Source organism: Superficieibacter sp. HKU1 (assembly GCF_029319185.1).
GTDB lineage: Bacteria > Pseudomonadota > Gammaproteobacteria > Enterobacterales > Enterobacteriaceae > Superficieibacter.
In genome coordinates, this window is record NZ_CP119754.1 from 4,464,699 (window position 1) to 4,477,562 (window position 12,864).

Consider the following 12,864-nt stretch of genomic DNA (forward strand, 5'->3'; position numbering starts at 1 on the left):
TAAAATAACAAATATACGGATAATCCTAAAAGAACAGAGTGTGATGCCGGATACATAAATACTTTTCAGATTATGCTCACAAATAAGGAAGCGGTAAATTAGCCTACAAGAAGAATTATCCGATAAAAAAATACCGGCAATTTGCCGGTATTTTTTGTTGGTATTTATTAACCGCGCCAGGCTTTATAGCGGTTAATTAATCCATTCGTCGAGCTGTCATGGCTATCGACTTCTTTGTCTTCTTTCAGCTCCGGCAGAATGCGGTTTGCCAGCTGTTTACCCAGCTCCACGCCCCACTGGTCGAAGGTGAAAATGTTCAGGATCACGCCCTGCGTGAAGATTTTGTGCTCGTACAACGCAATCAGCGCTCCCAGGCTGAACGGGGTGATCTCGCGCAGCAGGATCGAGTTGGTCGGACGGTTGCCTTCGAACACCTTGAACGGTACCACGTGTTCCAGCGTTTTCGGATCTTTACCCTGGTCGGCATATTCCTGCTCGACAACTTCGCGGGACTTACCAAACGCCAGCGCTTCAGTCTGGGCGAAGAAGTTAGACAGCAGCTTCGGATGGTGATCGGACAGCGGGTTGTGGGTGATGGCCGGAGCAATGAAATCGCACGGAACCATTTTGGTGCCCTGGTGGATCAGCTGGTAAAACGCATGCTGACCGTTGGTGCCAGGCTCACCCCAGATGATCGGGCCGGTCTGGTAATCGACGGCATTGCCGTTACGGTCAACGTACTTACCGTTGGATTCCATGTTGCCCTGCTGGAAGTAGGCGGCGAAACGGTGCATGTACTGGTCATACGGCAGGATCGCTTCGGTTTCTGCGCCAAAGAAATTGTTATACCAGATGCCGATCAGCGCCAGCAGTACCGGCAGGTTCTGCTCAGGGGCAGTCGTGGAGAAATGTTTGTCCATCGCATGCGCGCCAGACAGCAGCTCAACAAAGTTGTCGTAGCCTACGGAAAGAATGATCGACAGGCCAATCGCCGACCACAGGGAGTAGCGACCGCCAACCCAGTCCCAGAACTCGAACATATTGGCGGTATCAATACCAAACTCGCCGACGGCTTTTGCGTTGGTAGACAGCGCAGCAAAGTGTTTCGCCACGTGTTTTTCATCACCTGCGGTTTTCAGGAACCAGTCACGCGCGCTGTGAGCGTTAGTCATGGTTTCCTGAGTGGTGAAGGTCTTGGACGCGACCAGGAACAGAGTGCTTTCCGGGTTCACTTTTTTCAGCACTTCGGCGATGTGAGTCCCATCGACGTTAGAGACAAAGTGCATATTCAGATGATTTTTGTACGGACGTAGCGCTTCGGTCACCATGAACGGACCGAGGTCGGAGCCGCCGATACCGATGTTCACCACGTCAGTAATTGGCTTGCCGGTATAACCTTTCCACTGACCAGAAATGATGGCCTCTGAGAAGGTTTTCATCTTCTCCAGCACCGCATTCACTTCCGGCATGACATCTTTGCCGTCAACGATAATCGGCGTGTTGCTGCGGTTACGCAGCGCGACGTGCAGCACGGCGCGGTCTTCGGTGCGGTTGATTTTCTCGCCGGCGAACATGGATTTAATAGCACCAGCCAGGTCGGTCTCTTTCGCCAGATCCTGAAGCTTCGCCAGCGTCTCTTCGGTGATGCGGTTTTTGGAGAAGTCCACCAGCATCGCATCATTGAACGTGGCGGAGAATTTGCTGAAACGATCGGCATCTTTCGCGAACAGATCCGCGATCGTCACGTCTTTCATTTCATCGTAGTGTTTCTGTAATGCCTGCCAGGCAGAAGTCTGCGTCGGATTAATGTTTTTCATGAGCAATACTCTTCAGATATGAGAATTGTAACTGCGGTCGATTGTAGCGCCAGTGGCGGAAAATTGTGATGGTTTTTATGCCATTGCCCAGGCTCAGGGGCAAGAACGGTTAAAAAGACAGGGAAAGTATAGCCTTTATAAGCGATTTTTCTGATGCATCGTCCTGCATGAAAAATCCGCATAACCCCGGCGTTGACATCATCCGGCGCAGCTTTTATTTATGAATAAGGTATTTGCACATGGACCGGTGATCGTTCTGCCCTTGTGCCAAGGTCGCTTTTTCATTCCCTGACGCGAGGTTGTTATGACTACTGCTGTTTCCCCGCTCGTTGTCGCCAAATTTGGCGGCACCAGCGTGGCTAATTTTGACGCCATGAACCATAGTGCGGATGTGGTACTTGCCGATCCCAGCGTTCGTCTGGTCGTGCTTTCCGCCTCTGCGGGCGTGACCAATCTGCTGGTGTCTCTGGCAGAAGGGCTGGAGGCCGGGGAACGCTTCGTTAAACTTGATGCCCTGCGCAAAATTCAGTTTGATATCCTTGAACGTCTGACGCACCCGAACATTATTCGCGAAGAGATCGAGCGCCTGCTGGAGAATATTACCATTCTGGCGGAGGCGGCATCGCTGGCGACCTCACCGGCGCTCACTGACGAACTGGTCAGTCACGGCGAACTGATGTCCACCCTGTTGTTTGTTGAAATCCTTCGCGAGCGCCGCGTTCAGGCGCAGTGGTTTGATGTGCGTAAAGTGATGCGCACTGACGATCGTTTCGGTCGTGCCGAGCCGGACGTCGTAACGCTGGCTGAGCTAACCGCGCAGCTGCTGGTTCCACGTCTCGGGGAAGGGTTAACCATCACCCAGGGATTTATCGGCAGCGAAACCAAAGGCCGCACTACCACCCTTGGCCGCGGCGGCAGCGACTATACCGCCGCCCTGCTGGGTGAAGCGCTGCATGCGACGCGCGTCGATATCTGGACCGACGTGCCGGGCATCTACACCACCGATCCACGCGTGGTCCCCGCCGCGAGACGTATTGATGAGATTGCCTTTGAAGAAGCGGCTGAAATGGCGACTTTCGGCGCAAAAGTGTTGCATCCGGCGACGCTGCTACCCGCCGTACGCAGCGACATTCCGGTCTTTGTTGGCTCCAGCAAAGATCCCAAAGCCGGCGGCACGCTGGTCTGCAATCAGACGCAAAACCCGCCGCTGTTCCGCGCCCTGGCGCTGAGACGTAAACAGACGCTGTTAACGCTGCACAGCCTGAATATGCTGCATTCACACGGTTTCCTCGCCGAGCTGTTTGGCATCCTGGCGCGGCATAATATTTCGGTGGATTTGATCACCACCTCAGAAGTCAGCGTCGCGCTAACCCTGGATACTACCGGCTCCACCTCGACTGGCGATACGCTGCTGACCCAGGCGTTGCTGACGGAACTCTCGTCACTGTGCCGTGTGGAAGTAGAAGAAAACCTCGCGCTGGTGGCACTGATTGGCAACGATCTGTCTAAAGCCTGCGGCGTCGGTAAAGAGGTATTTGGCGTGCTGGAACCGTTCAACATCCGTATGATTTGCTACGGCGCATCCAGCCACAACCTGTGCTTCCTGGTGCCAGGCGCGGAAGCCGAACAGGTGGTGCAGAAGCTGCATTACAATTTGTTTGAGTAAGCCTGATAGCCCGGTCAACTTGCGTGGACCGGGCTATATTCTTTGCCGGATCACCTCTGCATTACCGTCTGATACAACAATCGGTCCAGCTCTCCGACATCGCCTTCCTGGCTATCCGGTAGCACAGGCGGGATCTCTCCCCGAACCAGTTCCGCGTGAATGAACGCATGCAGTCGCGGGCGGCGCGGGCCATATTCGGCTTCTCCGGCGCGCTGTTTACGCTCCACCAGTTCATCAATCTCCTGACGTAATGCAGCGTCCAGATCGCTTCCCGCCAGCAGTTCAGCAAAACGCATTGGCGGCACGCCCTTCCCTGCTTCCACCCAGCGAACCGCCAGCAGCGGACGCAGCACGTAGAAGTATTTTTTTAGCCGTACCTCATTCCCCTGCAAGTAGCCGCGGAAGTTTTTCCGCGCCATGGAGAAATAGTGCCAGCGCGCACGTAGCGGTGAGAACCATTGTGGGACCAGCGATTTGAGTACCGATACCGCCATCTCGTCCTGCTGATAAACGACAGGCGAGTCCAGCCACTCGATAAGCGTTGGGTTGGCATTTTTCAACAGGCCAAGCGCTTTACGCCATTCCCAGCCGCAGACGTCCAGTTCATCATCTATCGGCAGTTCGATTACATCGCGCGCAGCCTCCACGCGCAGATACCACTCGGGCGCATGCACATACAAAAATCGCACATCGTAGTCGCTGTCCGGGGAGGCGAATCCCCAGCCGCGGCTGCCCGATTCACAGGCATAAAGCACTTTTACCGCGTATTTTTGCTCAACTTCACTCAGCACCCGCCTTACGCGGGCTTGCATTGCCTCATTGACGCCGTTCATCAGGCTTCTCCTTTTATATTCACCAGGCCGTGCAGCACCTGATCGAGGCCGCCGAAGACCGAGATTTTATCGATGCGTTCTGCCACACGCTCCAGCGTTTCCAGCTCCTTCAGACGCAGCGCCACCGGGTTGCTTTCCATCACTTTAGCCGTGTTCAACAGCGAACGGGTCGCCGCCGTCTCTTCCCGTCGACGGATAACATTGGCCTGGGCCGATTTCTCCGCCTCAACCAGCTTCGTCAGAATGGTTTTCATGTCGCCCGGCAGCACAATATCTTTCACGCCCAGCGAGGCCACGGTCATCCCAAAGGACGCCATGCGCTCCGCCACCTGCGCGCTCACCACATCATCAATAATCTGCTTATTTTCCAGCAGCTCATCCAGCGTGCGGGTGCCTACCGCTTCGCGCAGCGCGAATTGTAATTCCCGGTAGAGATGATCCACCGGCTTCGTTAACTGGCTAAACGCCTGCAAAACATCGCTATAGTTCCAGTTCGCCGCCAGGTTGAGCCGCAAATTCACTTTATCCCGCGTTAAAATTTCCTGACCAGCGACTTCCAGTACCTGAAGACGCAAATCGACGATTTCCGCTTCTACCAGATGGTTCACCTTCCAGTACGCGGTCAGGCCCGGCGGCAGTAACGCCTGGGTTTCTCCGTCGATTTTTAATACGCCGGCATGCCACGCGGGCACGTTGACCGTCAGGATAATGTCGCGTCCTTTGACTGCTTTATCGCGAGCACGAGGCTGTAAAACCGCCTGCATAATTTCCGCCGGGACGTGAACGTCGCAAGTATCCATTCTGACCAGCCGCAGGTTCTCGCTATCCTGCCAGAACAGACGGCGGGAGGCGGGCGGGATGATCTCCAGCAGCACGCCGTGCGAATAGAGCGCGGCGGCTTCGTTCTCCGTGGTATCTGCGACCAGGCAATATTTGTCCACCCACTCCGGGTGGAAACGCCGCAGCGTGTCTGCTAAATCAGCCGGAACCTCGCTGCCATCACGCGCAATCAGCGTTACGTCCGGGGTAGTAAACCACGGCATGCGGTGCTCGCCCGCTTCCAGAATCTGATAGTAATCACCCTCTTTTGCCAGTAGCCCTAACTGACCGTTACGAATTTTCATTTTTTTATTCATTTTATACTCCCTGCGTTTATCAATGCTGAGGAGGGTGCAGCTGCGAAGCCGACGGGGGATCGCCATCCGTTACCTGACGATTTTGCCGACGACCCGGCATCATTACCGGCCTCAACCTGAGGCAATCCTGACTGCGGACTGCCGGGTACGACTTCTGTAAACAACCAGTGTTCACCTGATGAGGCGAATTCGGGAATCGAACCCGAGTTAACCGACTTTTCGCAAATGTCTTTTCGCTGGCGGAACGCTCCCTGGATAATGGCCCGTGCCGTTCCCGAAGCGCCGGCGGGGCGATAACCCCTGCGTATCCCGGCGTGCTGACAGAGAGACTTTTGCCAGAAGCGTGCCAGAATGCGATTTTGTTGAATAAAATTTTTAATATATTGATATTTATGTATTTTATTTTTTCAGGATTTAAGTAGCTGAATTCAGGTGCTATGCTTAATTTATCTTTTAAAAGTGCTATTTATCTTTAAGGATAAGAATGAAAAAGCGGCGGGTTGTAATCGGCGTCATTGGTACGGTGCTGGATAAACGCGGTAAACGGGCTAATCGCTGGGTGAAATGGCGGCCAACGGTGGGACTGTGCCAGCAGCCCGATCTGCCTGTCGATCGTCTGGAATTACTTTACCAGCCCAAAGACCGGGGAATGACGGAACAGCTCCGGGAAGATATCCAGAAAGTCTCCCCGCAAACTGAGGTGCGCACGCATACCGTCGCTATTGACGATCCGTGGGATTTTGAAGAGGTCTACGCAGCGTTCCTCGATTTTGCCAGCCATTACCCTTTTGATACCGAGAACGAAGAGTATCTGGTGCATATTACTACCGGCACGCACGTCGCGCAGATTTGCTGGTTCCTGCTGACGGAAGCGCGCTATCTTCCCGCCAGCCTGCTGCAAACCGGACCGCTTAAAAATCGCGAGGACGATAATCGCGCGGCAGGAACATATTCAATTATCGATCTCGATCTTAGTCGTTACGCCACCCTGACCAGCCGTTTTCAGCGCGAACAACAGCAATCTGTCTCGTTCCTGAAAAACGGGATTGAGACCCGCAATGTAACGTTCAACCGGATGATAGATCAGATTGAGCGGGTGGCCTTACGTTCTGATGCGCCGATATTGCTTACCGGGCCAACGGGTGCCGGTAAATCTTTCCTCGCTAAACGAATTTACCAGCTACGCCAGTCGCGCCATCTGGTCGCGGGCAAGCTGGTTGCCGTCAACTGTGCCACGCTGCGGGGCGATAACGCCATGTCGACGCTGTTTGGTCATGTAAAAGGCGCATTTACCGGCGCGCTCCAGCCGCGAACGGGCCTGCTGCGCGAAGCCGACGGCGGCGTGCTGTTTCTGGATGAGATTGCGGAGCTGGGCCTTGATGAACAAGCCATGCTGCTGAAAGCGATAGAGGAGAAAACCTTTTACCCGTTCGGCTCAGATAAAGAGGTTCATAGCGACTTCCAGCTTATCGCCGGGACCCATCGCGATTTGCAGGTGTGGGTGGCTGAGGGTCGCTTTCGGGAAGATCTTTATTCCCGTATTAATATGTGGACCTTTACCCTGCCCGGTCTGGCGGAGCGGCGGGAAGATATTGCGCCCAACGTTGAGTATGAACTGCAACGTTTCGCAGCTAACCGTCAGATGCAGGTCCGCTTTGATAAAGAGGCCCGCGAACATTATCTTGGTTTCGCCCGATCGCCGCAGGCCGCCTGGCGGGGGAATTTCCGCGAGCTGGGATCGTCCGTCGCCCGTATGGCGACGCTTGCCGAACAGGGGCGGATCACCCTGGACCTGGTTGAAGAAGAGATCCAACGTCTGAAACAACACTGGCAGCCTTCATCACAGATCTCCCTTCCGGCAATAAACGAAGAGATTGATCTGTTTGAGCAAAGCCAGCTGGAAACGGTGATCCGCGTTTGTCGGCAGTGCCATTCGCTCTCGGAGGCAGGACGGATGCTGTTCGCTGTCTCGCGGCAGAAGAAAAGCAATCCAAATGATGCCGATCGTCTGCGTAAGTATCTGGCGCGCTTTGGATTGAGCTGGGAAAGCGTACGGGAAGTGTGAATACGTTAGCACAGGTATAATTCTGCTTATAGCCGGTATATTGCCGGCTTATCTTACTTTTTAACGCCGGGTAACGATCTGCGGTTCTGTTTTACAGAAATAAGTAGATGCATCGGGTATATCAGATAATACCAGTGACATTGCACCGATATTCACATTATTACCAATATGCACATTCCCAAGAATACATGCACCCGCGCCAATATTCACATTATTGCCAATGGTTGCCGCCGCCGGATCGTCCTCTTTTCTCAAACCAATCGTTACGTTTTGATAGATAAGCGCATTATCGCCAATAATCGATTTCCCTGATATCACCACGCCAGTCAGATGAACAAACTTAGGATTAAGGCCGATAGTAGCTTTTAATGCCACGTCAGAGGCATACCGGCACTGTAGTGACCAGTTTATTTTTTTTGCCACGCGTCGCTGTTGTTTGTTGCCATGAAGATACATTTGGCTGGCAAGACGCCACCATAATAAAAAATGGCGATTCCGGTTTTTATGGGCAAGCCAGAGGCGAAAAAAACTGAGTTTATTTTTCGTAGTAATTTCTTCGCGCCAGAATTTTTTCAAGTCCGTACTTTTTTTCGATAATAAAAACATAATAATGTGGAGCATCGTCTTTTGACCTTTTCCCGTGGCGCGACGTTTAACTTATTGTGGATGATCTTAGCCTCAAGTGCAAAGCACGGACGGTAATCAGTGGACTGTACTCCATGGTCATGAAACCTCTTCATCATAATTTGTTTGAATAAAATCTCCCCACACGATAAACAATACCTATGGCCGGGCTCGATCCCGGCTTTTTTATAACAAAACACAATACAACGTCCCTGAGGAAAACAAAATGCTTTCTATACTGACCCGGCTGTTCCCGCTGTGGGCACTGCTGCTCTCCGTTGTCGCGTATTACACGCCCGCGACGTTCGTTCCCATCGGCCCATGGGTCAGTACGTTGCTGATGCTGATTATGTTTGGCATGGGTGTGCACCTGAACATCGCCGATTTTAAACGGGTGCTGTCACGCCCTGCGCCCGTCGCGGCGGGCATTTTTTTGCACTATCTGGTGATGCCGCTGGCCGCCTGGCTGCTGGCAATGCTGTTTAAGATGCCACCGGATCTGTCTGCCGGGATGGTGCTGGTGGGTAGCGTCGCCAGCGGTACAGCATCGAACGTGATGATTTATCTGGCAAAAGGTGACGTGGCGCTGTCCGTTACGATTTCCTCGGTGTCGACGCTGGTCGGCGTGGTGGCCACGCCGCTGCTGACCCGCCTGTATGTGGATGCGCATATTCAGGTCGATGTAATGGGCATGCTGGTCAGTATTCTGCAGATTGTGGTGATCCCTATCGCGCTCGGTCTGATTGTCCACCACCTGTTCCCGCGCGTGGTGCGGGCGGTAGAGCCCTATCTGCCTGCCTTCTCGATGGTCTGCATCCTGGCAATTATTAGCGCCGTGGTTGCCGGTAGCGCCAGCCATATTGCCTCGGTTGGGCTGGTCGTTATTGTCGCGGTGATCCTGCATAACGCTATTGGTCTGCTTGGCGGATACTGGGGCGGCAAGCTGTTCGGCTTCGATGAATCCACCTGCCGGACGCTGGCGATAGAGGTCGGGATGCAGAACTCCGGTCTTGCTGCCGCGCTCGGTAAAATCTATTTCTCGCCGCTGGCCGCCCTTCCTGGTGCGCTGTTCTCCGTCTGGCACAATCTTTCCGGTTCGCTGCTGGCTGGCTACTGGTCGGGGAAGACGATTAATGAAAAACATAAAACGGTAAGGCAACGCTAATCCTGCCACAACGGAGGGGCTTCCCCTCCCTTTTTTTGCCGTTTTTCTTTTGAACTTCGTCACAAAACCACAAAATACCACACAAAACAAATAATCAAAATAAACCTTTAAATACAATTAATTAAATTATTAAGCATTCTATGACATTCGTTTAAAGCATTTTATTAATGTTGATTTATTTTGTTTTAATTGGGATTATGATTTCACTACAACACAGATAAAACCCTTACCCTATCTTCGAGGCCGCTATGAAAAAAATTGCGATTATTGGAAGCAGTGGAGGCAACCTCTACAACCTGGGTGGCGCAGAGCCAGAAAAGCTGCTCCAGGAAATTTACCAGCAGTGTGAAGCTGCAGGCGTTAATGTCGCCGCCGTGCAGTTTATCGCGGCGGAAGCATCGATGGACGTCGCAAAACCCACGACGCCGGCGTCCGTTTTTGCATTAACCACAGAAAACCAACTAAAACCACAGCGTATCTTTCAGGGCAAGCTCTCGGAAGTGAACGCCTCGGTAATAGAAAGCGATCGGCGGATCGCTGACATGATCCGCAACGGCGAGATCGACGGGATCGTGGTGATGAGCGCCGATCCGGTGAGTGCCAACCAGGCGGTTTTTGCCGCCGCCGTTGCGATGAAAACGCCGATTGTCGGCACTGGCGGCACCTCCATGGCGCTGGTAGCAGCAAAAGGCGCGAATGTCGTTGCAACGTCAGGAACAACCGGCACCACCAGCCGTACCCGTGCGGTGTCTTTTGTCGCTTCCCTGTGTAAGCACTGGGGCATCAAATACAAACCGCAGTTGGGCAGCGCGTCTCCTTCACAGGGCGGTTCCGGTAAAAGCCTGCTAAAGCGCTTTAATATCCGCAGCATAATGATCCCTGCCCTGCCGGGCTTTATTGCCATGGCGATTGTGCTCGCTCTGAGCCACATTCCGGGGCTGGAAAAACTTAACGATATCTTTGAAATCCTGCTGAAAGGCCTGCCGGTTCTCGTCGCCGTGCTTGCGGCAAAACAGATTTCCGAGCTGGATGAAGTCTCGATTGTTTCCGGGGTCGTCGCCGGGGTGCTCTCCGTTGAAGGAGGTCTGATCGGCGGGATCGTCGGCGGTCTGCTGGCCGGTATTTTTGTCCGCTGGCTGTTTGAACTGTGCCTCAACTGGCGCTTCCCGATGACCACCGTCAACATCGTGGCAGGCGGGATCTCGGGCCTTGCCGCCGGGTTGATCATGCACTATCTGCTGAGTCCGCTGGCGCTGGGCGCGGGTAATTACATCAAACTGGCAATCGAAAGCACGCTGGCGTTCAGCCCGGTGCTGGCGGGATTGCTGGCAGGACTGGTTATCTGGCCCGCCATTCTCGGCGGTGTCTATCACGCGGTGATCCTGCCGCTGGTACTGCTGGAGATGGAAAAATCCGGCGTCAGCTTCCTCGGCGCGGTGGATATGGTCGGCCTGGTGATGGTCGCTGCCGGGATTAACCTTGCCAACGTCATTGCGCCGCGTGAAAAAAGCGAAGCGGCGGTCGCCACGCCCGGCCTGCTCATCAACCTCGGCTTCGGCACCTTTGTTGAATCCGCTTACCCGTTCATGTTCGCCAATAAAATCGTCTTCGGCTCCGCCATCGTCTGGGCGGGTCTCGGCGGCATGATGCTGGGTTTCTTTAACGTCAAAGGCGTGGCGTATGTTCCTGCGTTCGCCTCACCGTTCCTGTCCAGCAATGCGCTACAGATGGCGATTGTGATGTTCACCATCATGGTGCTGACCTGTATCACCACCATTATTGCCAACCGTTTTAAGGCTGTCGTACAGAACGAATCCGTTACGGCAACTCACTAAGTTCATGCACCAACACCAGAGGTACACCATGTTTAAAGGCGATATGAATAAAAAACGCGCCAAAGCGTTACAGAAAGTGAAAGATGCCATCGCGCTGCACGGCGGGCAAACCATCCTCAGTACGGGGATCACCGGCGACGATGCTCGCCTGGCGAAGGCGGTCTGCGAAGCAGGCGTTAAGCTGCTGGAGCCGAACCATCCGGCCCTGGCGCTGGCGCGCGGTCATAAAGGCGTCAGCAACATGCACGCGGCAGAACAAATCCGCCATGAAATTACCAACGGTCAGATGGCCGAAGCGGTACAGGGCGTGCGCAATGTAGTGCCCGACGATATCTTCATTACCGTCGGCATTGCAGGTGGTTTTACTGAAACCCTGCCCGTCCCGCTTAGCGAAATGGAGATCCTGGAAATTGCCCGTGCCGGAGCCGACGGATTACACACCCATAAATCCGACTGGGACGATTTGCAGGATATTGTGGATCTTGCCCACCAGTACGGTCTGACCGTTGATGCTTATATCGGTCATCCGGACGACCTGCACACCTTCGGTATTGCGGCACGCACGCCGGAAGAAGTGGCCAGCGTGGCGAAACGGATGGAAGACATTGGCGTCGATATGATCGGCCTGATGACCGGCATGAGCTATGAAGGCGTGGCGGCGGGTGATATTCCCCAGACCATTAAAGATCGCCTTAAGGCGCTGGTGGGCGCGGTAAGCGTGCCGACACTGGCGGAAGGGGGCATTAACGTCGCCAATGCCAAAGCGTTTAAAGATACCGGCGTCAATATTCTGGTGGTCGGCACGGCCATCGACAATATGGTTTGCAACGCCGCTAAACAGGCGATTACGCCGTTTATCACCCATTAATTCATCTTTCAGGGATGGAAAATATGTTGCTGGTCACCGATCTGGACGGAACCTTACTGACGTCGCAGAAGATAATTAGTCCGCGTACGCGTCAGGCGCTGGTGGAATTTCACCAGCGCGGCGGTCAGCTTGCCGCCTGTTCCGCCAGGCCGGTCTCTTCAATGGTGCGCCTGTTACAACAGCAAAAGGTTGACGCGCTGTTTAGCGGGTGCGCCGGATTCAACGGCGGGCAGATCCTGGAGATGGCGCAGCAACGTATTACGCATTCGGCCGCGCTCTCCCGCATGGATTTGCGGGATATCGACCGACATATTTCCCTTTCCCGCTATGCGCACCATTTCTTTAGCGCGGAAGCGATTTACCACCGCTACGATCGGCCCGTTGCGCCATGGACGACCTATGAGGCCGAATTATTTATGCTTCCACTGATCCCCGCTGCGTCTGGCATTATTTTTAATCGCCCGGATATTTATAAAATTACCGTTGTGGCGGAGCAGTCCAAAATAAAACGGCTCAACACTGATATTAATAACCATCTTCCGTCTGGTTTTAATGCCACCATCACCGGCGGAAATTATATTGATATTCAACGAGTGGAAATAAACAAAGGCTATGCGGTCAGCCAGCTTATCCGCCAACTGTCACTCCCTGCGCCGCAGGTTGTGGCGATTGGCGATCAGCAAAACGACGTCAGTATGTTTGCCGTAGCCGACATCGGCATCGCGATGGGCAACGCGCCAAATTCAGTCAAACAGCAGGCCAGCTACGTTACCAGCAGCAATGATGACGAGGGTATCGTCCGGGCGCTGGAGTGGTTGCGTTGACCTGCGCATCCAGTTACCATGCGGCAAAGCA

Annotated in this window: 10 protein-coding genes; 6 read left to right on the forward strand and 4 right to left on the reverse strand. The window is 53.8% G+C overall.

The window, feature by feature from the left end; genetic code table 11:
• Positions 1-167: 167 nt before the first annotated feature.
• Positions 168-1,817, reverse strand: a complete 1,650-nt coding sequence (gene pgi, locus P0H77_RS21280; protein ID WP_276159150.1) for a glucose-6-phosphate isomerase — start codon at positions 1,815-1,817, stop codon at positions 168-170.
• A gap of 304 nt (positions 1,818-2,121) precedes the next feature.
• Between pgi and lysC the strand changes: the two genes are divergently transcribed.
• On the forward strand, positions 2,122-3,483 hold the full coding sequence (gene lysC / locus P0H77_RS21285; protein ID WP_276159151.1) for a lysine-sensitive aspartokinase 3: 1,362 nt from the start codon (positions 2,122-2,124) through the stop codon (positions 3,481-3,483).
• A gap of 50 nt (positions 3,484-3,533) precedes the next feature.
• Here the strand turns inward: lysC and P0H77_RS21290 are convergent, their stop codons facing one another.
• Both P0H77_RS21290 and P0H77_RS21295 read right to left on the reverse strand, forming a co-directional pair.
• Positions 3,534-4,316, reverse strand: a complete 783-nt coding sequence (locus P0H77_RS21290; protein WP_276159152.1) for a nucleotidyltransferase domain-containing protein — start codon at positions 4,314-4,316, stop codon at positions 3,534-3,536.
• Complete coding sequence (locus tag P0H77_RS21295) at positions 4,316-5,452, reverse strand: slipin family protein (protein ID WP_276159153.1); 1,137 nt, start codon at positions 5,450-5,452, stop codon at positions 4,316-4,318. The genes P0H77_RS21290 and P0H77_RS21295 overlap by 1 nt, the downstream gene beginning before the upstream one ends.
• Positions 5,453-5,936: 484 nt before the next feature.
• Between P0H77_RS21295 and rtcR the strand changes: the two genes are divergently transcribed.
• On the forward strand, positions 5,937-7,517 hold the full coding sequence (rtcR, locus tag P0H77_RS21300) for an RNA repair transcriptional activator RtcR (RefSeq protein WP_276159154.1): 1,581 nt from the start codon (positions 5,937-5,939) through the stop codon (positions 7,515-7,517).
• Positions 7,518-7,577: 60 nt separating this feature from the next.
• Here the strand turns inward: rtcR and P0H77_RS21305 are convergent, their stop codons facing one another.
• Entirely contained in the window at positions 7,578-8,138 is a 561-nt protein-coding gene (locus tag P0H77_RS21305) for a serine acetyltransferase (protein ID WP_276159155.1), read from the reverse strand.
• 229 nt (positions 8,139-8,367) lie between these two features.
• Between P0H77_RS21305 and panS the strand changes: the two genes are divergently transcribed.
• The 4 genes from panS to P0H77_RS21325 all read left to right on the forward strand — a co-directional run bounded on the left by panS (position 8,368) and on the right by P0H77_RS21325 (position 12,833).
• Positions 8,368-9,306, forward strand: coding sequence for a ketopantoate/pantoate/pantothenate transporter PanS (gene panS / locus P0H77_RS21310; RefSeq protein WP_276159156.1), 939 nt, complete (start codon positions 8,368-8,370; stop codon positions 9,304-9,306).
• Between the two features lie 248 nt (positions 9,307-9,554).
• Positions 9,555-11,141: a PTS sugar transporter gene (locus tag P0H77_RS21315; RefSeq protein WP_276159157.1), complete on the forward strand. Its 1,587-nt coding sequence runs from the start codon at positions 9,555-9,557 to the stop codon at positions 11,139-11,141.
• 28 nt (positions 11,142-11,169) lie between these two features.
• Entirely contained in the window at positions 11,170-12,009 is an 840-nt protein-coding gene (locus P0H77_RS21320; RefSeq protein WP_276159158.1) for a histidine biosynthesis protein, read from the forward strand.
• A 23-nt stretch (positions 12,010-12,032) separates the two neighbouring features.
• Entirely contained in the window at positions 12,033-12,833 is an 801-nt protein-coding gene (locus P0H77_RS21325) for a Cof-type HAD-IIB family hydrolase (RefSeq protein WP_276159159.1), read from the forward strand.
• The last annotated feature ends 31 nt before the right edge of the window (positions 12,834-12,864 follow it).

Excerpts from the sequence above, each read along its gene's own strand:
- P0H77_RS21295 (WP_276159153.1), bottom strand. The coding sequence starts at position 5,452 with ATGAATAAAAAAATGAAAATTCGTAACGGTCAGTTAGGGCTACTGGCA.
- P0H77_RS21290 (WP_276159152.1), bottom strand. The coding sequence starts at position 4,316 with ATGAACGGCGTCAATGAGGCAATGCAAGCCCGCGTAAGGCGGGTGCTG.
- P0H77_RS21315 (WP_276159157.1), top strand. The coding sequence starts at position 9,555 with ATGAAAAAAATTGCGATTATTGGAAGCAGTGGAGGCAACCTCTACAAC.
- P0H77_RS21305 (WP_276159155.1), bottom strand. The coding sequence starts at position 8,138 with ATGCTCCACATTATTATGTTTTTATTATCGAAAAAAAGTACGGACTTG.
- panS (WP_276159156.1), top strand. The coding sequence starts at position 8,368 with ATGCTTTCTATACTGACCCGGCTGTTCCCGCTGTGGGCACTGCTGCTC.
- pgi (WP_276159150.1), bottom strand. The coding sequence starts at position 1,817 with ATGAAAAACATTAATCCGACGCAGACTTCTGCCTGGCAGGCATTACAG.
- rtcR (WP_276159154.1), top strand. The coding sequence starts at position 5,937 with ATGAAAAAGCGGCGGGTTGTAATCGGCGTCATTGGTACGGTGCTGGAT.
- lysC (WP_276159151.1), top strand. The coding sequence starts at position 2,122 with ATGACTACTGCTGTTTCCCCGCTCGTTGTCGCCAAATTTGGCGGCACC.
- P0H77_RS21325 (WP_276159159.1), top strand. The coding sequence starts at position 12,033 with ATGTTGCTGGTCACCGATCTGGACGGAACCTTACTGACGTCGCAGAAG.
- P0H77_RS21320 (WP_276159158.1), top strand. The coding sequence starts at position 11,170 with ATGTTTAAAGGCGATATGAATAAAAAACGCGCCAAAGCGTTACAGAAA.